The following is a 23,341-nucleotide window of genomic DNA, read 5'->3' on the forward strand; positions in this document are numbered from 1 at the left end:
CGAGGCCTTCGAGTTTCAGCCCTCGACGCGAGCCGTGGTGTGCCCGGCAGGGCGCACCATGCGGGGGCCCGTGCGCGATACCTCTGGCGCGTGCGAAGCCTACTTCGGCGTCGGATGCGCGGACTGCCCCTTGCGTCCGCGGTGTACGCAGAGGCCGCGCCGCAAACTCACCGTGCGCTGGGAGTACGAACGCTTTCGCCAGGCCATGCTCCTGCGCATGTCCCAACGGGGGGCCGCGGCCCGCTACCACCAGCGCATCGCCACCGTGGAGCCGGTGTTCGCCTCGGTGGAGCACGACATGCGTTTCCGTCGTCTCAGCTCCCGCCACCCCAGCACCGTCCAGGCCGAAGTCCTCCTCAAACTCCTGGCCCACAACATCCGCCGGCTGCTGACACGCAGCCGGCTTTTTTGCGTCTACTTCGTGCTGGAGGCGCCTGCCTCCCTTGAGGCTCAGTAGCCAGTCAGCCTGCACCCCTATTCCGCGCAGACCTCCTGTCGGACAGGTTCGTGCGCTGCGGCCGGGGAGGCCCTGCCGGGCTCTCACCTTCTCATCCGTGCGGACGGACAGACTTGTCGTCCGATTGGCGCGAACGTGCGCCCTCCCCTCGCCCATCGGACAGCAGGACGCCGCCGGTCCAGCGGATCCCCGAGCGGCCTCGTGTCAGACCCGGCCCGTAGAACCGGGACGCCAGCGCTCCTCCATCGCGCTCACAGGATCGTGCCAGCGTCCGGTGCGAAGTAGTGGTCGTCGTCGAGGTCCGCCAGGAGCCCGGGCCCTTCGGGTCGCCAGCCGAGCTGTTCACGCGTGCGGGCGCTCGACGCAGGAGCATCGATCGCGAAGAGCGTCCCCAGGAAGCCGAGGAAGTCGCCCGCCTCCGCTGGCGTCTTCGAAGCGACCGGCACCCCCAACCGGCGGCCGATGACAGCCGCGATGTCACGGGCTGGCACGCCCTCGTCGGCCGCGGCGTGGAGCCTTGAACCCGCGGGGGACCGCTCCAGCGCGAGCCGGAAGAGCCGGGCCGCGTCGGACCGGTGCACTGCGGGCCAGCGATTCGCCCCATCCCCGACGTAGGCGGCCACGCCCTTGCGCCGCGCGGAAGCGATGAGGTGCGGCACGAAGCCGTGGTCGCCCTTGCCGTGAACCGACGGTGCAAGCCGCACGATGGACGTGCGCACACCGCGCTCGGCCAGCGCGAGCATCATCGCCTCCGACGCGCCGCGCCCCGATGGAGCCGCCGCGTCGGTCTCCACGGCGATGCGTCCCGGCGCCAGGCCCAGCAACCCCGCCGCGATGACGAGGGGCCGCTGGGAACCCTCGAGCGCCTTGCCCATGGCTTCAATCGCGCGCGCGTCAGCACGCACCGAGTCCGCGAAGCGGGAGAAGTCGTGGATGAACGCCAGGTGGATGACGCCGTCCGCCTTCGCCGCTCCCGCACGCAGGCTGTCCGGGTCGTCCAGCGAACCGCGATGCACCTCCGCCCCCGCCGCCTCCAGGGCCCGGGCCGAAGCATCCGAGCGGGCAAGCCCCACCACCTGATGCCCTGCCCCCAAGAGTTCAGGGACGACCGCCGAGCCGATGAAACCAGACGCACCCGTCACGAATACGCGCATGGAAAGCTCCTTGATGTCAGCTACTGACATCACTACTAACAAGTGATGTCAGTGACTGCAATCAGGTTAAGCTTGGACCCATGGGCCGCTGGGAACCCAACGCACGAGACCGGCTTGCACAGGCCGCGATGAGCCTGTTCCAGGAGCACGGGTACGACCGGACGACGGTGGAGGAGATCGCCGCGCGCGCGGGGCTCACCGAGCGGACGTTCTTCCGCTACTTCACCGATAAGAAGGAGGTCCTGTTCGGAGGCTCGGACGCGCTCCACAAGCGCATCGTCTCCACCATCGCGGAGGCCCCTCAGGGGACCGCGCCGCTCGACACGGTCGCCGCCGCCCTCGAGTCCCTGGCCCCCTTCTTCAAGGACCGCCGCGAGCATGCCCGGGCGCGCCAGGCGCTCCTCGCCGCGCACTCGGAACTGCGGGAGCGCGAGCTGATCAAGCTGGCCTCCCTCGCCTCGGCCGCCGCGGACACGCTTCGAAAGCGCGGCGTCACCGAGCCCACCGCGAGCCTGGCCGCCGAGGCAGGCATCGCCGTCTTCAAGGTCGCGTTCGAGCGCTGGCTCGAGGACCCGAAGGCGCAGGACCTCTCACGGCACATCCAGCTCGGCCTCGAAGAGCTCAAGGCCGTCACCGCGAGCACCAGTCCTCCCGTGGCTCCGGCCGCGCCGCCACGGCAGTCCGCCAGGCCGGTCAGGGCTCGCAAGCCCTGACGTGGTCCGCATCACGGGGCGCGGGCGTCAGTCCTCGTTGCGCCCGGTAACTTCCAGCGTGCCGTTGATGGTCTGTCGGATGCCATCGGACTGCGTGGGCTGCGTGCACTTGGAGCAGTCGCTCGTCGGGCAGGACCACAGCGACGTTCTCGTCCCCGGCTCATCCCCGGAGCTCAGCGTCCAGGAAGCGACCTGACACGCGGGCACCGACAGGGGGTTCCGCCGAGGGTCCTCGAGGAAACTGCTTTCATGCACGCGGATGCACCGGTCCTGCTGCACCTGGGACACGAAGCCCACCGTCTGCCCGGGCAGCAACTTCACCGTCGTGCTGCTGAAGTGCACCTTACCGTCCGTGCTGGCGGTGATGGTCACCAGCACGTCCGCCTGGGGCGGCGTCGGGTTCACCGTGCAGGGCTGCACCGGCTCGCTGTCGGACGACGCGGCTTCGGATGAGGTGGAACGGGCGCCACTGGCACAGGCCAGCAGCAGTCCGGTGAGGCACAGCGGGAAGAGGACGCGGCTTCGCATGGGGAACCCTCCAGGGGATGAAGACGGATGACGCGACGGCTCAGCAGCAAGCGTGCCACTGCGTTCATGGGACCTTCGCCGTAAGCCCCAACTCCTTCAACCGCCGCCCCAGCGCGCGCTTCGATACCTCCAGCGTGCGCACCATCGCGTCCAGGTCGCCGCCGCAGGTCTCGAAGCAGCGGATGATTTCGTCCGCGCCCAGGTCCCCGGCGGTGCGCAGGTTCGGGCTGCGCTCGATGAGGTCGTAGACGGACGGGCGTGGAATGCCCAACGCGTCCGCCGTGGCCTTCAGGTCCCATGCGCTCGCCCGCAGCGCGGCCAGCAGCTCCGCCTCCGTCACCTGCGACGGCTTGCGCCGGGGCACCGCCGCCTCGCGCGCCTCCGGGGCGTCGGCGCCTTGAGCCGGAGCCACGGGAACGCCAGCCGAGGCCTGTGCTCCTCGCGGAATCGGCGCGGCCCCCGCTCCCGCCGCCGAGCCCAGCGCTTCCTCCAATTGGGGATCCAGCTGCAAGCGGGCCTGCCCCCGGCTCCCGATGATCAGCTGCCGCGTGAGGTTGCGAAGCTGCCGGATGTTGCCCGGCCACGCCGCCCGCACCAGCCGCGACGCCAGCGGCGCGGGCAGCCACGGCTCCGCGTGCGGATCCTCCGTGTCCAGCCGCGCCGCCTCTCCCAGTGCCGCCAGCTCCTCGCGCGCGAAGTGGAAGAACAACCGGCCCACGTCCTCGCGCCGCTCCCGCAGGGCGGGCACGCGCAGGTCGTAGCCCGCCAACCGGTGCAGCAGCGGCGCCTTGAAGCGCCCGTCGCGGATCTGATCCTCCAGGTGCGCGTCCGTCGCGGCGATGAGCCGCACGTCCACCTTCACCGGCTGGCTGGCGCCCACGGGGTACAGCTCGCCCGTCTCCAACACGCGCAGGAGCATCACCTGCACTTCCGGCGGCGCCTCGCCCACCTCGTCCAGGAACAGCGTGCCCCCGTGCGCGGCGCGGAAGAAGCCCTCGCGGTCCTGCGTGGCCCCGGAGTACGCGCCCTTGCGCGAACCGAACAGCTCCGCCGCCGCCAGCTCCTTGGGGATGGCCCCCAGGTTGACGCTGACGAAGTGCCCATCCCGGCGCGGTGACAGCTGGTGGATGGCCTGCGCCACCAGCTCCTTGCCCGTGCCCGTCTCGCCCCGGATGAGCACCGACACGTCCAGGTCCGCCACCCGCTCGATGTGCTTGCGCAGCCGCCGCAGGCCCGCGCTCTCGCCCACCATGCCCGGCGTGTCCGCCATGCCCTCGCCGTCCAGCTCCACCGTGTGCAGCAGCAGCACCACGCGGCCCGACAGCTCCAGCGCGACTCCGTCCATCAACTCCGCCGGCCCGAAGTCCCTCGCGCCATGGAACGGCACGCCCGCCGCGACCACGTGCGTGCCGTCCTCCGGCACCGTCAGGCGTACGCCCCCATCCGGCAGGGCGGAGAGCTCCAGCGGCTTGCGGCTCACGAATGGATCCGCCAGCGGCAGCCCCAGCGAGCTGCCCGGCTTCGCGAAGTCCGGCCCGTTGCGCGACAGGGCCAGGGTCCGCCCCGCCACCACCGCGTCCAACAGCAGCCGCTCCCCCACGCGCCGGGGCACCGGATGGGACACCACCGTCAGCGCGGGCACGGCGCGGGGAGCCGCCCGCGAGCCTCCGCGCTCCTTCATCGCGGCAGTGGAGACATCGGCGAGGGGGTCGTGCGGCATGGCCCACGACCCTACCGCACGCGCGTCAGCGCTTCGCCGCCTTGGGCGCCAGGCTCACCGTGACGGTGTAGTTGCCGGAGCCCTGGCTGAACGACACCGTGGAGGAGATGTCGTAGTTGCTGCTCTTCGCGATGACGCCCGGACCGGAGGCGTGCGACCAGCGGTTGTCCCACCACAGCACGAACTGGTCCGTCGACGGGCTGGCGCCGCACGAGTACGTCACGGCGCCCTCGTCCCCCATCAGCCCCCAGTTGGGCTCCGCGGTGAACAGGTTCTGAGGGCCCGCCTGCGTCGACACGTTGGGCGGCGCCGACGGGCTGAGGGCCCCGTGGTCGATGGTGGGAGTGCCCGGCAGCCAGTTGGCACCGCTGGTGTTGTTGGCGACGAAAATCACGGAGGGAGTGCCCATGGTCTTGCTCCTAGGTGGGTTGAGGTGACGCCTCCTCCCCCAAAGCAACCGCGATGCCATGCCCCGTCCCCTCGGAGGAGTCGCTCCAGCCCCCCCATTCGACGCGTCGAACCGCGTCGGCCGACCCGTCGGGCCGCGTGCCGCACTGCGTTTTCGAACACTCCGCGTCATGTTCTTGAGAACTGGGAACCTACCGGGTTGAGGCGGCCCCTCTCACACGGGTAGCGTGGGAGGACATGCCGATGACCCCCGAACGCCTTGTCTTCCAGCAGAGCTTCGAAGGGCTGATTCGCGCCCTGGGTGACCACCTGGACGAGCCCTGCGCGCGGCAGCTACGCGACGCCGGCATCGACCCTCGCGGGAAGCTGGCGGTGGCCTATCCCCTGGAGGTGTGGGTGGAGTCGCTGAAGCTGGCGTCGTCCGTGCTCGCGCCCGCGGCCACGCTGGACGACGGCGCGGAGGTGGTGGGCCGGCGCTTCCTGGAGGGCTACGGGTCCACGCTCATTGGCAGCGCGCTCCTGGCGGGCGTGCGGCTGTTGGGGCCGCACCGGATGCTGGAGCGGATGACGCGCAACCTGCGCACGGGCACCAACTACCTGGAGGCGCGGCTGGAGCAGACGGGGCCCACGCGCTACGTGCTCACCTGCCGCCCGGTGGTGATCGCCGGCTTCTACCGGGGCCTCTTCTCCGCCGGCCTGGAGATGAGCGGCGCGCACGGAGCCTCCGTGGTGCTGATGCGCGCGGCGGGCGACGCGGCGGTGTACGACCTGTCCTGGCAGCCGGAGAAGGGCGCGGGCAAGCCCCCCGAAGCGAAGCCCCTGCCGCCCCGAGGCCCCCAGCCGAGGAGCTGAGCGGGCCCTATATTCGGCCCATGCTCCGCATCCCGAAAACCGCCGTGGTGGTGCTCGCGCTGGCCCTCGCTTCCGGGGCCCTGGCCGCGAGCGGCAGTCCCCAGCTGCAGACCTACTTCCAGGGCTCGGTGGACAGCCCCACCTACCAGCAGCAGGCCTTCCAGCGGGTGGCGAAGGCCTGGAAGCAGCCGGGCCCCAAGGGCACGCCGGCCCTGGGCAAGAAGACCATCGTCCAGGCCGTGCTCGACAAGGACGGCAAGCTGGTCTCCACCGCCATCCTCACCGAGTCCGGCGCCAAGGCCTGGGACGCCGCCGCGCTCGCCGCGGTGAAGAAGGCGGCGCCCTTCCCGCCCATGCCCAAGGGCACCACCACGCCCACGGTGGAGGCCCACTTCCACTTCGCGTGGGTCAGCTCACCTTGATGACAATCTTCCCGAAGTGCGCGCCCTGCTTCATGTGCTCGAAGGCGGCGCGCGCTTCCGCGAAGGGGAACACGCGGTCCACCACCGGGTGGACGTCATGGAGCGTGAACGCGCGCGTCAGCGCCTCGAAGGACTGACGGTGGCCCACGAACACGCCCTGCACGCGCAGGTTCTGCATCAGGATGGGGACCAGGGACACGGAGCCCGCCCCACCGGACAGCACGCCGATGACGGACACGGTGCCGCCCACGCGCAGCGCCTTGAGTGACTTCTCGAACGTCCCCGAGCCGCCCACCTCCACCACGTGGTCCACGCCCACGCCTCCGGTGAGCGTGCGCGCCGCCTTCTCCCAGTCCGGGGTGGTGACGTAGTTGATGCCCTCCTGCGCGCCCAGCTTCAGGGCCCGCTCCAGCTTGTCGTCGCGGCTGGACGTGGCGATGACGTGCGCGCCGAACAGCCGGGCAATCTGCAGCGCGAAGATGGACACGCCGCCCGTGCCCTGGACCAGCACCGTGTCCCCGGCCTTGAGCGCGCCTTGCGTGACGAGCGCGCTCCACGCCGTCACCGCCGCGCACGGCAGCGTGGCGGCCTCCTCGTCGGTGAGGTACGCGGGCGTGGGCACCACGCCGTCCTCGTGCAGGAGCATCGTGTCCGCGAGCGCGCCATCCAGCGGCCCGCCCAGCGTGGTGGCGGTGATGGCCTTCGTCGGCTCACCGGCCTGCCAGCCCTGCGCGAACAGCGTCATCACCCGGTCGCCTGGCTTCACGCGGGTGACGCCCGGCCCCACCGCGTCCACCACGCCCGCGCCGTCCGAGTTGGGCACCAGCGGCAGCTTCTGGCGCGGGTTGTAGCGGCCCTCCACCATCATCAGGTCGCGCGAGTTGAGGCTCGTGGCCTTCACGCGCACGCGCACCTGGAAGGGGCCAGGCACGGGGTCCGGCCGCTCCGCGCGCACCAGGTTGTCCAGACCGAAGGCACCGCGAATCTCGTAGACGTTCATGGCTCAAGAACTTAGAGCCGGGACCTTCCACCGAACAGGGTCCCACCATGTCACTGCTCCAGAAGTTGATGGAACACGCCTCGCTCCACGAGCCCTGCGGGACGGCCGGGAAGCGGGCCCAACTCAAGGCCGGACTCCCAGCCTCCGCCGCGACGAAGCAGGTGGATGGAGACCTGACGCTGACGGAGGGAACGGACCTCGTCTTCGAAGAGGGCCGCGTCCACGTGAAGGGCCACCTCCTCCTGGAGGACCAGTCCCGCCTGCTGGTCGCGGGGGACCTGGTGGTGGAGGGCAACATCATCCACGAGGGGTTCGACTACGCCCTGCTCTTCGCGGGTGGCTCCATCCAGGCAGACAACCTCCTCTTCCACGGCGAGCTGGTCGCGCTGGGCGGCCTCACGCTGCGCGGCGCGGCCTGGACCTACTACAACGACTACTCCACCTACGCGGACACGCTGACGGCTCGCGCGGTGGTGGCCGACGACCGCGCGGACGCCGTGGACCAGGTCCACGCGGGCACGCACCTCCAAGGACACTCCCAGGTCATCGCGGGGGCGCTGGAGCAGTTGCTGCCCCCCGACGCGTGGGCCAGATACCAGCAGGGTTCCTACGCCGCGCTGGCCAGACACCTGCGCCAGGGCCAGCCGTTGCTGCGCGATTCACCTCCACCGCGCAAGTAATTGCCGGGAGCACCCGGGACGTCCTTCTTCTGGAAATACAGGACCGGCATGTTCGTTCTGTCTTTCGCCCAAGGAGGGCTTTACCCATGTCACGTTTCTTCAGTCGTCCCGCGGTGCTGGCGTGCGCGCTGGCACTGGGGCTCCAGGCCTGCGGCGGCAGCGAGCTTCCCCCCGAGTCCATCGCCCCGAGCGCGCCAGAGGTCCAGGCGCAATCCCTGACACAGGACACGGCGCCGGACATCCTGGCGCAATTGCAGGCGGTTCCCGGCCTCACGGTGTTGCAGGAGCGGCCGCCCAGCCCGTCGGGCGCGCGCATCTTCGTGCTGGCCTATGACCAGCCGGCGGACCACCTGCACCCCAATGGCACGCGCTTCCAGCAGCGGATGACGCTGGTCTTCCGGAACGCGGAGGCGCCCATGGTGCTGGCCAGCACGGGCTACGGCATCAGCACGTCCCCCGGCCAGACGGAGCCCACCTTCCTGCTGCAGGGCAACCAGCTGCAGGTGGAGCACCGCTTCTTCGGGCCCTCCATTCCGCAGCCCGCGAACTGGCGGCTGCTCAGCATCGAGCAGGCGGCGGCGGACCACCACCGCATCGTCCAGGCGTTCAAGCCGCTCTTCCCGGGCAAGTGGATCAGCACCGGCGGCAGCAAGGGCGGCATGACGTCGCTCTATCACCGGGCGTTCTTCCCGCGAGACGTGGATGCCACGGTGGCCTACGTGGCGCCCAACAGCTACGGCACGCAGGACCCGCGCTACGTGAAGTTCCTGAGCAAGCTGGGCACGCCCGCGTGCCGCGAGAGCATCCGCGGCTTCCAGCGTGAAGTGCTGGAGCGGCGCACGGAGACGGAGCCGCTCTTCCAGGCGACGGCCGCGGCGTACTACGGCAGCACCTACGACTTCCTGGGCGTGGACAAGGCGCTGGAGTTCAGCGCCCTCGAGTTCGCCTTCGCCTTCTGGCAGTACGGCGACGCGTCGCTGTGTGACGAGATTCCCCCGCCGGGAGGCTCCGCGCAGGGGCTGGTGGACTTCCTGGATGATGTGGTCGGCCTCTCGTACATGAGCGACGGGGACCTGGACTACTACGCGCCCTACGACTTCCAGGCCGCCACGCAGCTGGGCAGCTACGCGTCCGACGAGGCCCACCTGCGCGGCGTCCTGCGCTATCCCCGGGGCTACGACCCGCGGGCGCTCGTGCCCTTCGACATGCGGCCGTACCCCTTCAACCCCTTCGTGATGCCCATCGTAGAGGGCTGGGTGAAGGCGTTCGGCGAGCGCATCCTGCTCGTCTACGGAGAGAACGACCCCTGGTCCACGGGCGCGTTCAGCGTGAGCGCGCGCAATGACTCCTACCGGTTCTACCAGCCGGGCGGCAACCACGGCTCCCGCATCACGGGCCTGCCGGAGGCGGAGCAGGCCGTGGCGCTGGAGCGGCTGCGGAGCTGGGCGGGGCTGCCCACGGAGAGCGCCGCCACCCTGAGCCTGCGGGCCCGGAGCGCGGCGTCCGCGGACCTGCCCGTCACCACGGGCGTGGTGGACCGCCGCCGCGGCCCGCCGCGCGACTGACCCTTTCAGGGCCGTTCGGCCGACACCTCGCGGGCCACGTCCAGGAAGGCGCGGAACGCGGGGGACACCTGGGCGCGGCTGGGGAAGTAGAGGAACAACCCTTCCATCCACGCCGCGTAGGGTTCCAGGACCAGCTTCAGGGTGCCGCGCTTCAAGCGCGGCACGATGGTGGGCTCAAAGGCATACATGAGCGCCAGGCCCGCCTCCGCCATCGCCACCAGCACCTCCTCGTTGGTGGCGAGCACGGGGCCGCGCACGGGGATGCGCCAGGTCTTCTTGCCGCGCTCCAACTCCCACGCGTACTTCGCGCCGGTGGTCGGCAGGAGGATGTTCACGCAGTCGTGTTCCAGCAGGTCCTCCGGACGCTGGGGCGTGCCCTTGCGCTTGAGGTACGCGGGCGAGCCCACCACCACGTAGCGGAACCGCTTGGACAGACGCACCTGCACCATGTCCCGCTCGACGGCCTCGAACGGGCGGATGCCCGCGTCCAGGCCCTCCGCGACGATGTCCACGAAGCGGTCCTCGATGCGCAGCTCCACCTCCACCTGGGGATGGCGCTGGGCGAAGCGCAGCAGGATGGGCGTCACCACCGTGGACAGGGAGATGGTGGGCACGGACAGCCGCACGCGGCCCGTGACCTCGCTCGCGCTGGGCGCGCACGTGACCGTCTTCAGCCACACGGACCGCAAGAAGCAGGACGCGCTGCGGATGGGCGCCCACGAGGTGGTCGTGTCATCGAGGCCGGAGGAGATGGCGGCGAAGGCGAACAGCCTCGACTTCATCCTCGACACCGTCTCCGCGGCCCACGACGTCACCGCCTACCTGGAGCTGCTGCGGCGCGACGGGCACCTGGTGCTGGTGGGCTTCCCGGCCCGGCCGCTGGAGGTGGCCCCCCTCTCGCTCCTCTCCCGGCGCGCGAGCTTCTCCGGCTCCGGCACCGGCGGCCTGCCGGAGACGCAGGCCATGCTCGACTTCTGCGGCGAGCACGGCATCGTCTCCGACATCGAGCTGATTCCCATTCAAGGCATCAACGAAGCGTTCACGCGGCTGGAGAAGGGCGACGTGAAGTACCGCTTCGTCATCGACCTCAAGAGCCTGGGTTGACCTTCATGGCGAGCATCGGGCGGTACGCCGCCCGGTAGGACCAGGCCAGGAAGATTTCGGCCGCCAGGAGCATCACGGCCAGGCCCAGGCCCGACGGCGCGAGGAAGGCGTGCGTCAGGAAGATGTTCACGATGACCGGGGCGATGAGCGCCAGCGCCAGCGGGACGAAGCGGTTGGCCAGCAGCAGCAGGCCCACCACCGTCTCCGTGCCCTTCACCAGCGCGAACAGGAAGCCCGTCGCCTTCATCGCGATGCCAAAGGCCACCGCCGGATCCGCCGGGTTCAGGTCCTTGGGCATGGGAATGAACTCCAGGAACCCGTTCAGGCCGAAGACGAAGAACACCAGCCCCATGAACACGCGGGCCGCCGTCGGCAGGAAGCGGGCGAACGACTTCTTCTTCGGGGTGGCGTCCACCCCGGGGGTGGAGGAGGAAAGGGTGGCGTCCATGACGTGCTCCGTTCAGGTGGAAATCGCGGGCCTTCTACTCCACGTCGAATCGGGCCCACACGAATCGACACTCCCCGCGTTTTTCAGCGGTTCGGCACTCCGCCTACATTGCCGTACATCCGAGCGCGCAGCCGCAGCACCTGGTACGTGGCGCCGCAGAGGAACAGGCCCAGCAGCGTCGCCAGGGCGGCCTGCACCAGGGGGGACTGCGGGCTGTCGGCCAGGGGCTTGCCGGCGGGCAGCCGGGTCAGCGTCTCGTTGATGCCCGGCACCAGCAGCACCATGAAGCTGGCGGAGTACGTGAGGGTCCGCACGTACTCCGTGGCGCGGCCGAACACGCCCAGGCCTGGCGCCGCCGCGCCCACCGCCATGAGCAGCAGCGCCACGAGCCCCAGCGCGTGGCCCGGGTTGAAGCCGCCCGTGCTGGACAGGCCGAACGACGTCACCACCGACGTCACCATGCTGGCGACGTACGCCTTGCCGACGCGCGTCCCCGGGTCGATGCGACCGTCGCGCACGAAGGCCCAGACGCCGAAGACGATGGGAGGCACGCTCACGAGCGTGTGGATGATGCCCAGGATGGACAGGGGGTTCGCCATGACAGGACTCCAGATGAGAGGGATTGAGCTTCAGGCCAGCAGGTATTCGCGGATCATCACGCGGGCGCGGTGCAGGCGGCTCTTCACCGCCGCCGGCTCCAACGACAGGCGCTCGGCCATCTCGCGGATGGAGAGCGCTTCGAAGTCGCGCAGCACGACGACCTCCAGGTACTGCGGCGGCAGCGACTCCAGCGCGGACGCCATGTCCAGCCGCAGCGAGTCCGGCGTGTGCGCGGACATCCACTGGTCCACGAGCGCTTCCTCGTAGGGGTCGTTCCTCAGCACCGTGCGGGCCAGCCGGCGGCACTCGCGCTGGACGATTCGGAACATCCACCCGGAGAACGACGCCAGCTTGCGCACGGCGGACAGCTGGCGGGACATCACCAGCAGGGCCTCCTGGACCGCGTCGTCCACGTCGCTGATGAGGCAGCGCTTCTGCGCGTAGCGCCGGAGGTTCGGCTGCTGGAGTTGCAGCAGGTGCACCATCGCGTCGCGGTCACCGGCGTGGGCCGCGAGCAACAGCGCGTCGGGAGTGGTGGTCGAACCCATGGAGGCGGCCTCGTGCGACGGGGAAAATCCCCATTCGCCAGATAAGAGGCGGCCACGAGGCGAATGGATTCGCGGCCCTGCTGATTTTTCTCCAGCCCCGCCCAACCGCTGGAAATGCCAGGGGTTTCAGCGCCAGAGGTTGGTGCGTGCCAGCTCCAGCACCTCGTTGGTGCGGCCGTTGAGCAGGGCCTTGATGCCGAACAGGGTGAAGCCCGCTGCCATGGCCGCGGTGATGCGCGGTGGCATCACCAGCTCCGCCTTGCTGACCACGGCGTCCACCAGCACGGGCCCGGGCGTCGCGAGCGCCAGTTGGACGGCTTCATCCACCTGCGCCGGGTCCTCCACGCGCAGGCCCTTGACGCCCACGGCCTCCGCCAGCGCGGCGAAGTTCGGGTTCTGGAGCGCCGTGCCCACATCGAGCATGCCACCCACCTGCTGTTCCATGGCCACGAAGCCCAGGGAGCTGTTGTTGAACACCACGACCTTGATGGGCAGCCCCAGCTGCACCAGGCCGATGAAGTCCCCCATCAGCATCGTGAAGCCGCCGTCACCGGAGAAGGAGATGACCTGCCGGTCCGGGAAGGCCTTCTGCGCGCCAATGGCCTGCGCCAAGGCGCTCGCCATGGAGCCGTGGTTGAAGGAACCCACCAGCCGCCGGCCGCCCTTCATGGTCGCGTAGCGCGCGGCCCAGACCGTGGGCAGGCCCACGTCGCAGGTGAAGATGGCGTCGTCCGCCGCCTGGAGGTCGAACGCGCGGGCCACCTGCGGCGGGTGGATGGGCTTCCTGCCCACCGTGCCCTGCCCCAGCGAGTCCAGCTCCTCGCGCGTCTTGCGGTAGTGCACGAGCGCGCGCTCCAGGTGCTTCGTGTCGCGCTTCGCTTCGATGCGGGGAAGGAGCGCCTGGACGGTGGCGGACACGCTGCCCACCACGCCCAGGTCCACCCGTGTGCGCTTGCCGATGTTCTCCGCGCGCACGTCCACCTGGATGATCCGCGTATCGGCGCTGTCCGGGTAGAACTGCCGGTAGGGGAAGTCCGTGCCCAGCATCAGGAGCACGTCGCAGTCGATCATCGCCCAGTATCCAGACGCGTAGCCGATGAGCCCCGTGAGCCCCACGAAGTGGGGGTTGTCCTTCTCCACGAACTCCTTGCCTCGGAGCGCGGAGACGACGGGCGCCTGGAGCCGCTTCGCCAGCTCCACCACCTGAGCGCCCGCGCCCTCGCAGCCCGCGCCGCACAGCAGCGTCACGCGCCCGCCGCGGTTGAGCAGCGCGGCCATCTGCTCCACCTGCGCGGATGAGGGCATCAGCTGGGACAGCGACGCGCGCAGCGACTCCGGGGTAGGGGTGCGCGCTTCCTCGGCCTTCAGCATGGCGATGTCGCCGGGGAGCACCACCACGGCCACGCCGCCCTTGCCCACCGCGCTGCGGACTGCGATCTCCGCGGTGCGCTGCATCTGGTTGGGCCCGGAGACCAGCTCGCAGTAGTGGCTGCACTCCTTGAAGAGCGACTCCGGATGGGTCTCCTGGAAGTAGCCGGTGCCCAGCTCCACGGTGGGAATCTGCGCGGCGATGGCCAGCACCGGAGCCCGGTTGCGGTGGCAGTCATACAGGCCGTTGATGAGGTGCAGGTTGCCGGGGCCGCAGCTCCCCGCGCACACGGCGAGCTGCCCGGTGAGGTGCGCCTCCGCGCCCGCGGCGAAGGCGGCGGCCTCCTCGTTGCGCATGGGTACCCATTCGATGTCGCCCCGGCGGCGCAGCGAGTCCGTGAGGGCGTTCAGGCTGTCGCCCACCACGCCATAGATGCGCTTCACCCCCGCGAGCGCGAGGACCTCCACGAACTGGTCCGCCACCGTCTTCTTCATGGTCCATCCCTCGCCTGGGCCGGTTCACCCCGGGCGAAGATGTGCACCGTCCCGCTGGCTCGCGACCGACCGTGCAGCCGGGCCCCAAGCAAGGCTGGCTGCCCGGTGCAGTCGGGCGGTCGCCATTCGCCGCGCCCCGAGCACCGTTCGCCGCGCCATTCAGGTCACTGGCGGCATGGCCCCTGGAGGCAGGTACCGTCCGCGACATCGTGGGGCCATGCGAAGCCCCCTGCTGTTGTCCGCTGTCACGGCGCTGCTGCTCACCCTGCCCGCCTCCGCCGCCGAGGACCCGGGCCGCGCCCACGTCCGCGCCGCCGCCGAGGCCATGGGCGGCGAGGCCCGGCTCCGCGCGCTCAAGGGCCTGCGTCTTCGAGGCGTGGGCCACTGGAACCTGCTGGAGCAGTCCGAGCGCCCCACGCCCCCCTTCCTCGTCATGTATGAGCAGTTCGAAGAGGTCCGCGACCTGCGCCGAGGCCGCCTGAGCCAGAAGTCGGAGAGCCGCGGGATGGTGATGGATGAGTGGAAGGGAGTGACGATGCTGCTCGCCGACGGTGTCGCGGCGGCGGACTTCCAGGGGAAGTGGAGGCCCCTGGGCGCGGCACAGCTCCAGGACATGCAGGAGCGGCTGGCCTTCGCGCCCGAGCACGTGTTGCTCGCGGCCCTGGACGCCAAGGACCTGCGAGCCCAGGCGGACACGGTGCTGCAGGAGGTGCCCCACCACGTCGTCGCCTTCCACCAGGACCGCGCGAGCGTGCGCCTGTTCCTCAACGCCCGCACGGGACTGCCCACCGCCGTGGAGACGGTGGACGCGCATCCGGAGGACCCGTTCTGGAGCGTCTGGGGAGACGTGCGAACCGTGTTGTCCTTCCAGGCGTGGACGTTGGAGCCGGGAGGCCTGCGCTACCCGCACCACTGGGAGTGGGCGCGCAACGGCCAGCCCCACCACTCCGTCACGGTGACGGCGGTGACGGTGGATCCGCCGCTCGCGGACGCGGACTTCGCCGTGGCGGATGACGTGAAGCAGGGCTTCGAGGCCCGCCGCGCGAGGAAGCTGGACGAAGCCCCCGTGGTCCGTCCGGAAGCGCCGCCCGTGGAGGTGGCGCCCGGTGTGGTGCAGCTGCCGGGAGCATGGAACGTGGCGCTGGTGGCGCAGGACGACGGCGTGGTGGTGGTGGAGGGCCCGCTCGCGTCCGGCTACTCGGCGCGAGTGATGGACGAGGCCGCGAAGCGCTTCCCGGGCCTGATGGTGAAGGCCGTGGTGTCCACCAGCGACGCATGGCCGCACATCGGAGGACTGCGCGAGTACGTGGCCCGGGGCATCCCGGTGTACGTGCTGGATCTCAATCGCGCGTTGGTGGAGCGGCTGGTGGCGTCGCCGCGCACGCTCGTGCCGGATACGCTCGCCAGGAAGCCGCGAGCAGCGAAGCTCCAGGTCGTAAACGGGCGGCGCGTGCTGGGCGCCGGGAAGAACCGGCTGGAGCTCGTCCCGGTGCGCACGGAGACGGGTGAGCGGATGTTGTTCGCATGGCTGCCGGAGCACCGGCTGCTCTACACATCCGACCTGGTGCAGCCCCAGCCGGACGGCTCGTTCTTCAACGTGCAGCAGGTGGACGAAACGGTGGAGGTGGCCGCGCGAGAGAAGCTCCCGGTGTCCCAGGTGTTTGGCATGCACCTGAAGCCCACGGATTGGAGCGCCCTCACCACCGCAGTGGACAAGGTCCGCAAGCCCTGAGGCCCTCGGCCAAGAAACCTGTCGCCACCGATGAGAAGGTGAGAACCCAGCCGGGCCTCCCCGTCGGCGGCGCACAGCGAAAACCTGTCCGACTGTCGGACAGGTTTTGGAAGACCGCGCCCGGCGGGCGGTGGACAACCTGGGCTGTCTGGAGGCTTCAGCGGGCCCGGCCCAGCCGCCGCTCCAGGTGCTCGCGGCGGCTACGGCTTACTCGCAGGCGCATGCCGCTTCGCAGCACCACCACCTGCTCCGTGGGCGAGGGCCGGTGCACTTCTTGAATGCACGCCACGTTGACGATGGCGGAGCGGTGGATGCGCACGAAGCGCTCCGGGTCCAACCGCGCCTCCAGCGCCGCCAGGCTCTCGCGCAGCACGTGGGCCTTGCCGTCCGCGTGCAACGTGAGGCAGTAGTCGTCCGCCTCCACCCACTCGATGTCCGCGACGGGGACGAGCACGGAGCGCAGCCCCACGCGCACCAGCAGCCGGTCCGCGGGAGGCTCGGCGCGCCTTGGTGCCGGGCCCGCGTCCGCCAACAGGTCCGCGAGTCGCCGGCCCAGCTCGGCGGCCTCGCCGGCGCGCAGCCTCTGACGAGCCCGGGCCAGCGCCTCGTCGAAGCGCGTGTCGTCGAAGGGCTTCACCAGATAGTCCACCGCGTGCACGTCGAAGGCCTTCACGGCGAAGGTGTCGAACGCGGTGATGAAGATGACAGCGGGCATGTGCTCCACGCCCACTTCGCGCAGCACTCCGAAGCCATCCAGCTCCGGCATCTGCACGTCCAGCAGCACCAGGTGGGGACGCTGGGCACGGATGGCATCCACCGCTTCGCGGCCGTCGCGGCACTCGCCGCACACCACCGCGTCTGGATGGCGTGCCAGGGCCTGCCGCAATCCCTTACGGGCCAGCGGCTCGTCATCCACCAGCAGCACCCGCAGCTCAGCCATGCGCCACCCCAGCGGCGCCCGGCTTGGAGCGCCAGGGCAGCAGGACCGTGGCCACGGTGCCCTGCCCTTCCGCGTTGGCGACTCCCAACCGTCCCGCTTCGCCGTAGAGCTGCGACAGCCGCGCGCGCGTGTTCGACAGGCCGATGCCCCGTGCCGCTTCCAGGTCGAAGTCCCGGGGCAGCCCCGGACCATCGTCACGCACGGTCAGCTCCAGCGCGTCTCCGCACCGCCGTGCCCCGATGCGCAGCACCCCGGATGCGGAGCGCACGCCGATGCCGTGGCGGAGCGCGTTCTCCGCGAGCGGCTGGAGCACCAGGTGGGGCACTCGGGCCTCCAGCGCTTCCGGCTCCACCGCCCACTCCACTCGCAGCCGGTCCGCGAAGCGCAGCTGCTGGAGCTCCAGATAGCGCGACAGCACGGCCACCTCGTCGCGCAGGGAGACCTCCTGGGTGGCTCCCTGCTGGAGCAACTGCCGGAGCAGGTCGCTCAGCAGCACCAGCATGCGCGCGGCCTCCTCCGTCTCCTTCTCGCGCACCAGCACCACGATGGCGTTGAGCGTGTTGAAGAGGAAATGCGGCTGCAATTGCGTCTGGAGCGCGAGCAACCGTGACTCGGCCAGCTGCACCGCGAGCACCGCGGCCTGCCGCTCGCTGTCCCTCGCCCGCTGGGAGGCCCGGGTGGCGGAGGCCACAGCCAGCACCGTCGCGTAGGCCATGCCCATCATCGGCAGCCAGCCCCACCATGCACGCAGCCAGCGCGCGGCCCAGGTGGCATCACGCCCGGGCATGAACTGCGCCGTCGTCAGCGCGTACACGGCGGCGAACAGGGCGCCCATGCCCAGACACGCCGCCAGGTGCACGAGGACGGAGCGCGGCCTCGGAGGACTCAGGGGCTCGCGCGCGGCGAGCCGGGTGAGCCACGGCGTGAGGGGCAGCCACACGTACCAGGCGGGCATCTGCGCCGCGAACACCCGCCACAGCGCGGGCGCCCCGGCCATGTCCCGGCTGAACGTGTACGTCTCCAACGCGGAGAAGAGCGCGGGCACGGACCACGCGGCGGCCCGCTTCGCCCAGGCACGCCACGCGCTTCCAGAGGTGTCTTCCACGGTGCCCACGAGGCCCGTGAGTCTACCGGCGGGCGCCACGGACTTCACCGCCTCCGCGAGGACTCAGGGAAAGCCGCTGAGCACGATCTTGCCCAGCGTGCGGCCCGTCTCCACCGCCGCGTGCGCGCGCCGGAGGTTCGCGGCGGTGAGCGGACCGAAGTCCTGCGTCATGGTGGTCCGCAGCGTCCCCGCCTCCACCAGGTCCGCCACCGCGTCGAGCAGCCGCTGCTGGGAGAGCGGATCCGCGTCGTAGAGCGCGCGGGTGAACATCAGCTCCCAGTGGAGCGCCAGGCTCTTGCGCTTCATCGCGTTCACGTCGAGCGGCGTCTGCGGGTCGTCGATGATGCCCAGGTGTCCGAAGGGCGCCATCAGCTCCACCAGCTGCGCGAAGTGCTGCTCCGTCGCGGTGAGCGCCATCACGTAGCGCACGCCTCCCGGCACCAGCGCCTTCACCTGCTCGGCCAGGGGCTGGCGGTGGTCCACCACGTGGTGCGCGCCCAGGGACTTGCACCACTCCACCGTCTCCGGCCGCGACGCCGTGGCGATGACCGTGAGGTCCGTCAGCTTGCTGGCGATCTGAATCGCCATGGAGCCCACGCCGCCCGCGCCGCCCACCACGAGCAGCGCGTCCTTGGGAGTGCCCGTCTTCTGTCGAGGCACGCCCAGGCGTTCGAACAGCAACTCCCACGCGGTGATGGAGGTGAGCGGCAGGGCGGCCGCCTGGGCGAACGTCAGCCCCTTCGGCTTGCGGCCGACGATGCGCGCGTCCACGACGTGCAGCTCGGAGTCCGTGCCGGGCTTCGCGATGGAGCCCGCGTAGAAGACCTCGTCACCAGGGCGGAAGCGCTTCACGTCCTTGCCCACGGCCTCCACCATGCCGGCCGCATCCCAGCCGAGCACGCGCGGCGAGGACTCCACCTTGTCCTTGGGCGCGCGCACCTTCACGTCCACGGGGTTCACGGACACGGCGCGCACGCGCACCAGCAGGTCTCCGGGACCGGGCGTGGGGTCCGGCAGCTCCACGTCGGCGAAGGCTTCGGGATGATCACTGGGGAGGTACTTCGTGAGGGCGACGGCTCGCATTGGGGGCTCCTTTGCGTGCAACATCGTCCCGAAGGTCGGAACGGACAAGTACGCAGGATTTCCGCCCATACGCACGAAAAGGGAACCATGGCCCGGCACAAGACCTATGACTGCTCCGCCGGTTGTCCGGTGTCCGCGACGCTGGATGTGATTGGGGGCAAGTGGAAGGGGCTCATCCTCTACCACCTGCTCGAAGGCACCCTGCGCTTCGGCGAACTGCGCAAGCGCACCCCGGACGTCACGCAGCGGATGCTGACGCAGCACCTGCGCGAATTGGAGGAGAGCGGGCTCGTGCACCGGCAGGTGTACGCGGAGGTGCCTCCGCGCGTCGAATACAGCCTCACGCCGCAGGGCCAGACGCTGCGAGGCGTGATTGCCGCGCTCAAGTCCTGGGGAGAAACGTACCTGGGCCGGAAGGCTCCAGAGCCCGCGGCCCCGAAGCGCCGGCTCGCCGTGGCGGGGCGCTGAAGGGAAGCGCGCCCTACCCCGCCGCGCGCACCAGGCGCAGCACCAGCACGAAGTGCAGCCCCGCGCCCACCAGCGTCATGGCGTGGAACACCTCGTGGTAGCCGAAGACGCCGGGCAGGGGGTTGGGCCGCTTGAAGGCATACGCGAGCGCGCCCAGCGTGTACGCCAGCCCCCCGGCGATGATGAGCACGATGGCGGAAGACCCCACCGCGCGGAAGACGTCGCCGAAGTACGGCATCATCGTCCACCCCACCCCGATGGCCAGCGCCGCCGTCACCCACTTGGGCGCGCCCACCCAGAACATCGACTGGAGGATGCCCAGCAGCGCCCCCGCGTAGAGCCACGCCATCAGCGGGTTGCCCACCTCGGGAGGCAGCCCCAGCAGGATGACCGGCGTGTACGTCCCCGCGATGAGCAGGAAGATGGCCGCGTGGTCCGCCCGGCGCATCCACGCGCGGGCCTTCGGCGACCAGTTCACCCGGTGGTACGTCGCGCTGATGGTGAACAGCCCCACCAGGCTCAGCGCGTACAGCGCCGACGCCAGCATCGTGCGAGGCGTGGGCGCCATCGCCACCAGCACCACGCCCGCGCCCACCGAGAAGGCCGCCGCCCACTGGTGCAACACCCCGCGCAGCTTCGGCTTCTCCATTCCCAACACCACCGCGCTCACGCGCGCCCCATGACGGACTCGACACCCTTCGAAACGAAGCATTTCATGACGGTGGCGACTCCACGCCTTCCCTACGGAATGGTAGGTTTCGGTCCGGTAAGTTACCGACGGGTAGGTTAGAGGTCAACTTGAAGAAGAAACAGCGGCTCACGGGCGCGGAACGCCGGATCCAGTTGATGGAGATCGGCCGGTCGGTCTTCGCCTCGAAGGGCTACGAGGCAACCTCGATTGAAGAGGTCGCCCAGCAGGCGGGCGTGTCCAAGCCCATCGTCTACGAGCACTTCGGCGCGAAGGAGGGGCTGTACGCGGCCATCGTGGACCGGGAGCTGGAGGACCTGGTGGCGCGCGTGTCCGCGAGCATCGCGCAGGGCACGCCCCGGCAGCGCTTCGAGGACGCGGTGCTGGCGTTCATGTCCTACGTGAAGGAGGAGCCGGCGGGCTTCGCGGTGCTCACGCGGGACTCGCCCACGGCGGCGGCGCGGCGCGGACTGACGCGTGTCATCGACGACCTGGCCCAGCGCGTGAGCGACGTCTTCCGCAGCGAGTTCGAGCGCGCCGGCTACCCGTCCAAGGTGGCGCCCATCTACGCCAACGCGCTGGTGGGCATGGTGACGCAGGTGGGCCACTGGTGGGCCGCGGAGGGCAAGTCCTTCTCCACGGAGAACGTGGCCCGCCATGTCGCCGCGCTCGGGTGGATGGGATTGAGACACCTGCCCAAGGACCCGGCGGCCCCCGGCGCGAAGCGCGAGCCGAAGCGCCGGAGCTGAGGCTACGCCTTCGGAGGCCGCGCCCTGAGCGCCGCCTGGATGCCTTCCAGCGCGCCCGGGTCCTCGATGGTGGTGAGGTCTCCCGGCTCGCGGTCCTCCGCCACGGCCTGGATGCTGCGGCGGAGCAGCTTCCCGGAGCGCGTCTTGGGCAGGTTCGCCACCACGTACACCGCCGCGGGGCGGGCCACCGCGCCCAGCGTCCGGCCCACCGTGTCCATCACCTCGCGCGAGAGGGCATCCCGGTCCTCCTCGCGTTGCAGGCGCACGGGGTCCTTGGGCACGGCGAAGGCCATCACCACCTGGCCCTTGAGTTCGTCCTTCACGCCCACCACCGCCACCTCCGCGATGGCCGGATGGCCGCTGATGGCTTCTTCAATCTCACGCGTGCCCAGGCGGTGGCCCGCCACGTTGATGACGTCGTCGGTGCGGCCCAGGATGAAGTAATCCCCATCCGCGTCGCGCGTGGCCCAGTCGAAGGTGTTGTAGAGGGGCGTGTCGAAGCTCGCGAAGTACGTGGAGACGAAGCGCGCATCGTCGCCCCACACCGTGGACAGACAGCCCGGCGGCAGCGGCGGCTGAATCACCAGCACGCCCTTCTGGTCCGCCGCCGTCACCTCTTCGCCGCTCAGCCCATCCACCAGCTTCACGCGATAGCCATAGATGGCCGCGCCCGGTGAACCCAGCTTGCGCTTGCGCGGCTCCACCCCGGGAACGGGCCCGAGGATGGGCCAGCCCGTCTCCGTCTGCCAATAGTTGTCCAGCACCTGCGTGGACGGCAGCGCGTCCGAAATCCACGCGTGCGTGGGCGCGTCCAGCGGCTCTCCCGCGAGGAACAGGTAGCGCAGGCTGGACGTGTCGTGGCGCTTCAAGAACGCCGCGTCCTGCTTCTTCAGGATGCGGATGGCCGTGGGCGACGTGAACATCACGCTCACCTTGTACTGCTCGATGAGCCGCCACCAGACGGCGGCATCCGGGCGGATGGGCAGGCCCTCGTAGAGCACCGTCGTCATGCCGTTCAGCAGCGGGCCGTAGACGATGTACGAATGGCCCACCACCCAGCCGATGTCTGAGGCGGTGAACATCACCTCGCCGGGCTGGCCCGTGTAGATGTGGCGCATGGACGCGGCCAGCGCCACCGCGTAGCCGCCCGTGTCTCGCTGCACGCCCTTGGGCTTCCCGGTGGTGCCGGACGTGTAGAGGATGTAGCTGGGCTCCGAGGACTCCAACCACTCCACCGGAACCTGGGCGCCCTCGTGCTCGCGGCCCAGCGTGGCGAAGTCCACGTCGCGCTCCGGCGTGACGGGGCTGTTGGGCACGAGCCCCCGGTCCACCACCAGCACGCGCGCGGGAGGGTGCTTCGCGAGCGTGAGGGCCTCATCCACCAGCGGCTTGTAGGGGACGACCCGGCCCGCGCGCATGCCCGCGTCCGCCGTCACCAGCAGGACAGGCCTCGCGTCGTCGATGCGCGTGGCCAGGCTGTGCGCCGCGAAGCCGCCGAACACCACCGAATGGATGGCCCCCAGGCGCGTGCAGGCCAGCAGCACGAAGACGGCCTCCGGCACCATGGGCATGTAGACGATGACGCGGTCCCCGCGCTTCACGCCCAGCGAGCGCAGCATGGCCGCCGTCCGGTTCACCTCCGCGTGGAGCTGCGCATAGGTGTACTGGCGGCGCTGGTCCGTCTCGGTGGACTCGAAGACGAGCGCCAGCTGGTCCGCGCGGGTGGCCAGGTGCCGGTCCACGGCGTTGTGGCACAGGTTGGTGCGCCCACCGACGAACCAGCGCGCAAAGGGCGGCCGGGAGTCGTCCAGCACCGCGTCGAAAGGCCGCTCCCAGTCGATGAGCCGGGCCTGCTCCGCCCAGAACGCCTCCGGCGCTTCGATGGAGCGGCGGTAGAAGTCCAGATAGCTGCCCATGCGGACGCTCCTGCGAAGGGGATGTGCCCGGACGATAGTGGCGGGCCCGCGAGGGTGGGAAGGACGGCTTCCGGAAGATGCCCGGGACTCATCAGCGCGACGGGCGTAACCCCATCAGCACCGACACCGTCCAGCGCATCTACTGCCGCACGTCCGCGGACGCAGCGGGCAATGAGTCGGTGCGGTGCTACGCCGTGTCCGCGGCGAACGTGTCCGCGACCTGCTACTCGGCCCTGTCCCGCGCACGTGCGCAGCGCGCAGTCCGCTGGCGACGCGTCCTTCATCGATTTCACCTGGGACGTGAACGGCGTCTGTCAGTCCCTCGACGTGCTCAAGGGCTCGCACCTGGAGCCGAAGGCGCCGTAGTCCCGCTGCTTGCGCCACGCCCCCGGGGCCTCTTGATGAAGACCCTCCTCCAGACACGGATGATGATCAACGGCGCTTCCACCAGGCCCTCCGCGCCAGCCCGTGCGAGGAGGTCGAAGCGAGGGAGCGCGACCTGTCCCTGGCCATCAACAGCGGCCAGCTCCGGCCGGCGCTGGGCGACGAGCGGTAGCGCGCGACACGACGCACGTGCGTCCTGTCAGCACGCAGCGTG

24 protein-coding genes and 1 pseudogene are annotated in these 23,341 nt (G+C 70.3%); 10 read left to right on the top strand and 15 right to left on the bottom strand.

All coding sequences use genetic code 11. From position 1 onward, the window contains the following. A partial coding sequence (locus D7Y15_RS23575; RefSeq protein WP_233605063.1) for a transposase occupies positions 1–457 on the top strand: 457 nt, incomplete at its 5' end. A 251-nt stretch (positions 458–708) separates the two neighbouring features. Here the strand turns inward: D7Y15_RS23575 and D7Y15_RS23580 are convergent. Continuing rightward, positions 709–1,611 (bottom strand): SDR family oxidoreductase, encoded by a 903-nt coding sequence (locus tag D7Y15_RS23580; protein ID WP_121754016.1) that lies wholly within the window; start codon positions 1,609–1,611, stop codon positions 709–711. Between the two features lie 80 nt (positions 1,612–1,691). On the opposite strand from D7Y15_RS23580, the gene D7Y15_RS23585 reads away from it, so the two are divergent. Continuing rightward, complete coding sequence (locus D7Y15_RS23585) at positions 1,692–2,324, top strand: TetR/AcrR family transcriptional regulator (RefSeq protein WP_120576485.1); 633 nt, start codon at positions 1,692–1,694, stop codon at positions 2,322–2,324. Positions 2,325–2,351: 27 nt separating this feature from the next. Here D7Y15_RS23585 and D7Y15_RS23590 read toward each other — a convergent pair whose 3' ends face one another. The 3 genes from D7Y15_RS23590 to D7Y15_RS23600 form a co-directional block, all read right to left on the bottom strand. Further along, on the bottom strand, positions 2,352–2,852 hold the full coding sequence (locus D7Y15_RS23590) for a hypothetical protein (protein WP_121754017.1): 501 nt from the start codon (positions 2,850–2,852) through the stop codon (positions 2,352–2,354). A gap of 64 nt (positions 2,853–2,916) precedes the next feature. Beyond that, the gene (locus tag D7Y15_RS23595; RefSeq protein ID WP_121754018.1) at positions 2,917–4,572 is read right to left on the bottom strand and encodes a sigma 54-interacting transcriptional regulator; all 1,656 of its coding nucleotides are present in this window, start codon (positions 4,570–4,572) and stop codon (positions 2,917–2,919) included. Between the two features lie 25 nt (positions 4,573–4,597). Further along, complete coding sequence (locus D7Y15_RS23600; protein ID WP_120576488.1) at positions 4,598–4,981, bottom strand: hypothetical protein; 384 nt, start codon at positions 4,979–4,981, stop codon at positions 4,598–4,600. A gap of 242 nt (positions 4,982–5,223) precedes the next feature. Here D7Y15_RS23600 and D7Y15_RS23605 point away from each other — a divergent pair, with 242 nt between their 5' ends. Both D7Y15_RS23605 and D7Y15_RS23610 read left to right on the top strand, forming a co-directional pair. Next, entirely contained in the window at positions 5,224–5,832 is a 609-nt protein-coding gene (locus tag D7Y15_RS23605; RefSeq protein ID WP_121754034.1) for a DUF2378 family protein, read from the top strand. 20 nt (positions 5,833–5,852) lie between these two features. Further along, on the top strand, positions 5,853–6,254 hold the full coding sequence (locus D7Y15_RS23610) for a TonB family protein (protein WP_120576454.1): 402 nt from the start codon (positions 5,853–5,855) through the stop codon (positions 6,252–6,254). Here the strand turns inward: D7Y15_RS23610 and D7Y15_RS23615 are convergent. After that, a complete protein-coding gene (locus D7Y15_RS23615; protein ID WP_120576453.1) occupies positions 6,241–7,254 on the bottom strand; it encodes an NAD(P)-dependent alcohol dehydrogenase in 1,014 nt (337 codons plus the stop codon). The two genes, D7Y15_RS23610 and D7Y15_RS23615, sit on opposite strands and share 14 nt — an antisense overlap. Positions 7,255–7,301: 47 nt before the next feature. Here D7Y15_RS23615 and D7Y15_RS23620 point away from each other — a divergent pair, with 47 nt between their 5' ends. Next, entirely contained in the window at positions 7,302–7,934 is a 633-nt protein-coding gene (locus tag D7Y15_RS23620; protein ID WP_121754019.1) for a hypothetical protein, read from the top strand. 86 nt (positions 7,935–8,020) lie between these two features. Continuing rightward, positions 8,021–9,499, top strand: coding sequence for a S28 family serine protease (locus D7Y15_RS23625; protein ID WP_121754020.1), 1,479 nt, complete (start codon positions 8,021–8,023; stop codon positions 9,497–9,499). A 5-nt stretch (positions 9,500–9,504) separates the two neighbouring features. On the opposite strand, the pseudogene D7Y15_RS23630 reads toward D7Y15_RS23625, so the two are convergent. Then, positions 9,505–10,140, bottom strand: a pseudogene (locus D7Y15_RS23630) (LysR substrate-binding domain-containing protein); the annotation flags it as partial. Between D7Y15_RS23630 and D7Y15_RS23635 the strand changes: the two are divergent. Continuing rightward, on the top strand, positions 10,103–10,603 hold the full coding sequence (locus D7Y15_RS23635; RefSeq protein WP_233605064.1) for a zinc-binding dehydrogenase: 501 nt from the start codon (positions 10,103–10,105) through the stop codon (positions 10,601–10,603). The pseudogene D7Y15_RS23630 and the gene D7Y15_RS23635 sit on opposite strands and share 38 nt — an antisense overlap. Here the strand turns inward: D7Y15_RS23635 and D7Y15_RS23640 are convergent. The 4 genes from D7Y15_RS23640 to poxB all read right to left on the bottom strand — a co-directional run bounded on the left by D7Y15_RS23640 (position 10,587) and on the right by poxB (position 14,062). Beyond that, positions 10,587–11,051 carry a DoxX family membrane protein gene (locus tag D7Y15_RS23640; RefSeq protein ID WP_120576450.1) on the bottom strand — a complete coding sequence of 155 codons (465 nt, stop codon included), beginning with the start codon at positions 11,049–11,051 and terminating at the stop codon, positions 10,587–10,589. The genes D7Y15_RS23635 and D7Y15_RS23640 overlap by 17 nt on opposite strands. Before the next feature lie 83 nt (positions 11,052–11,134). Further along, positions 11,135–11,650, bottom strand: a complete 516-nt coding sequence (locus tag D7Y15_RS23645; RefSeq protein ID WP_121754021.1) for a hypothetical protein — start codon at positions 11,648–11,650, stop codon at positions 11,135–11,137. 30 nt (positions 11,651–11,680) lie between these two features. Beyond that, entirely contained in the window at positions 11,681–12,199 is a 519-nt protein-coding gene (locus tag D7Y15_RS23650; protein WP_120576448.1) for an RNA polymerase sigma factor, read from the bottom strand. Positions 12,200–12,325: 126 nt separating this feature from the next. Continuing rightward, on the bottom strand, positions 12,326–14,062 hold the full coding sequence (gene poxB, locus D7Y15_RS23655) for a ubiquinone-dependent pyruvate dehydrogenase (RefSeq protein WP_120576447.1): 1,737 nt from the start codon (positions 14,060–14,062) through the stop codon (positions 12,326–12,328). A gap of 217 nt (positions 14,063–14,279) precedes the next feature. Here poxB and D7Y15_RS23660 point away from each other — a divergent pair, with 217 nt between their 5' ends. Further along, a complete protein-coding gene (locus D7Y15_RS23660) occupies positions 14,280–15,794 on the top strand; it encodes a hypothetical protein (RefSeq protein ID WP_121754022.1) in 1,515 nt (504 codons plus the stop codon). Between the two features lie 157 nt (positions 15,795–15,951). On the opposite strand, the gene D7Y15_RS23665 is transcribed toward D7Y15_RS23660, so the two are convergent. Genes D7Y15_RS23665 through D7Y15_RS23675 form a run of 3 tightly spaced genes read right to left on the bottom strand, consistent with a single transcriptional unit; the run spans position 15,952 to position 18,922 of the window. Continuing rightward, positions 15,952–16,734 (bottom strand): LytTR family DNA-binding domain-containing protein, encoded by a 783-nt coding sequence (locus D7Y15_RS23665; RefSeq protein ID WP_121754023.1) that lies wholly within the window; start codon positions 16,732–16,734, stop codon positions 15,952–15,954. Then, on the bottom strand, positions 16,727–17,887 hold the full coding sequence (locus tag D7Y15_RS23670) for a sensor histidine kinase (RefSeq protein ID WP_121754024.1): 1,161 nt from the start codon (positions 17,885–17,887) through the stop codon (positions 16,727–16,729). The genes D7Y15_RS23665 and D7Y15_RS23670 overlap by 8 nt, the downstream gene beginning before the upstream one ends. A gap of 15 nt (positions 17,888–17,902) precedes the next feature. After that, positions 17,903–18,922, bottom strand: coding sequence for a zinc-binding alcohol dehydrogenase family protein (locus D7Y15_RS23675; protein ID WP_121754025.1), 1,020 nt, complete (start codon positions 18,920–18,922; stop codon positions 17,903–17,905). Positions 18,923–19,009: 87 nt separating this feature from the next. Here D7Y15_RS23675 and D7Y15_RS23680 point away from each other — a divergent pair, with 87 nt between their 5' ends. Next, on the top strand, positions 19,010–19,390 hold the full coding sequence (locus D7Y15_RS23680) for a helix-turn-helix domain-containing protein (protein ID WP_121754026.1): 381 nt from the start codon (positions 19,010–19,012) through the stop codon (positions 19,388–19,390). A 13-nt stretch (positions 19,391–19,403) separates the two neighbouring features. On the opposite strand, the gene D7Y15_RS23685 is transcribed toward D7Y15_RS23680, so the two are convergent. Then, complete coding sequence (locus tag D7Y15_RS23685; protein ID WP_233605065.1) at positions 19,404–20,060, bottom strand: hemolysin III family protein; 657 nt, start codon at positions 20,058–20,060, stop codon at positions 19,404–19,406. Between the two features lie 128 nt (positions 20,061–20,188). Here D7Y15_RS23685 and D7Y15_RS23690 point away from each other — a divergent pair, with 128 nt between their 5' ends. Next, positions 20,189–20,827, top strand: a complete 639-nt coding sequence (locus D7Y15_RS23690) for a TetR/AcrR family transcriptional regulator (RefSeq protein ID WP_169819916.1) — start codon at positions 20,189–20,191, stop codon at positions 20,825–20,827. A 2-nt stretch (positions 20,828–20,829) separates the two neighbouring features. Here the strand turns inward: D7Y15_RS23690 and D7Y15_RS23695 are convergent, their stop codons facing one another. Further along, on the bottom strand, positions 20,830–22,743 hold the full coding sequence (locus D7Y15_RS23695) for a propionate--CoA ligase (protein WP_121754027.1): 1,914 nt from the start codon (positions 22,741–22,743) through the stop codon (positions 20,830–20,832). Positions 22,744–23,341: the final 598 nt, after the last annotated feature.

The organism is Corallococcus sp. AB030, assembly GCF_003668965.1.
Classification (GTDB): domain Bacteria; phylum Myxococcota; class Myxococcia; order Myxococcales; family Myxococcaceae; genus Corallococcus; species Corallococcus exiguus.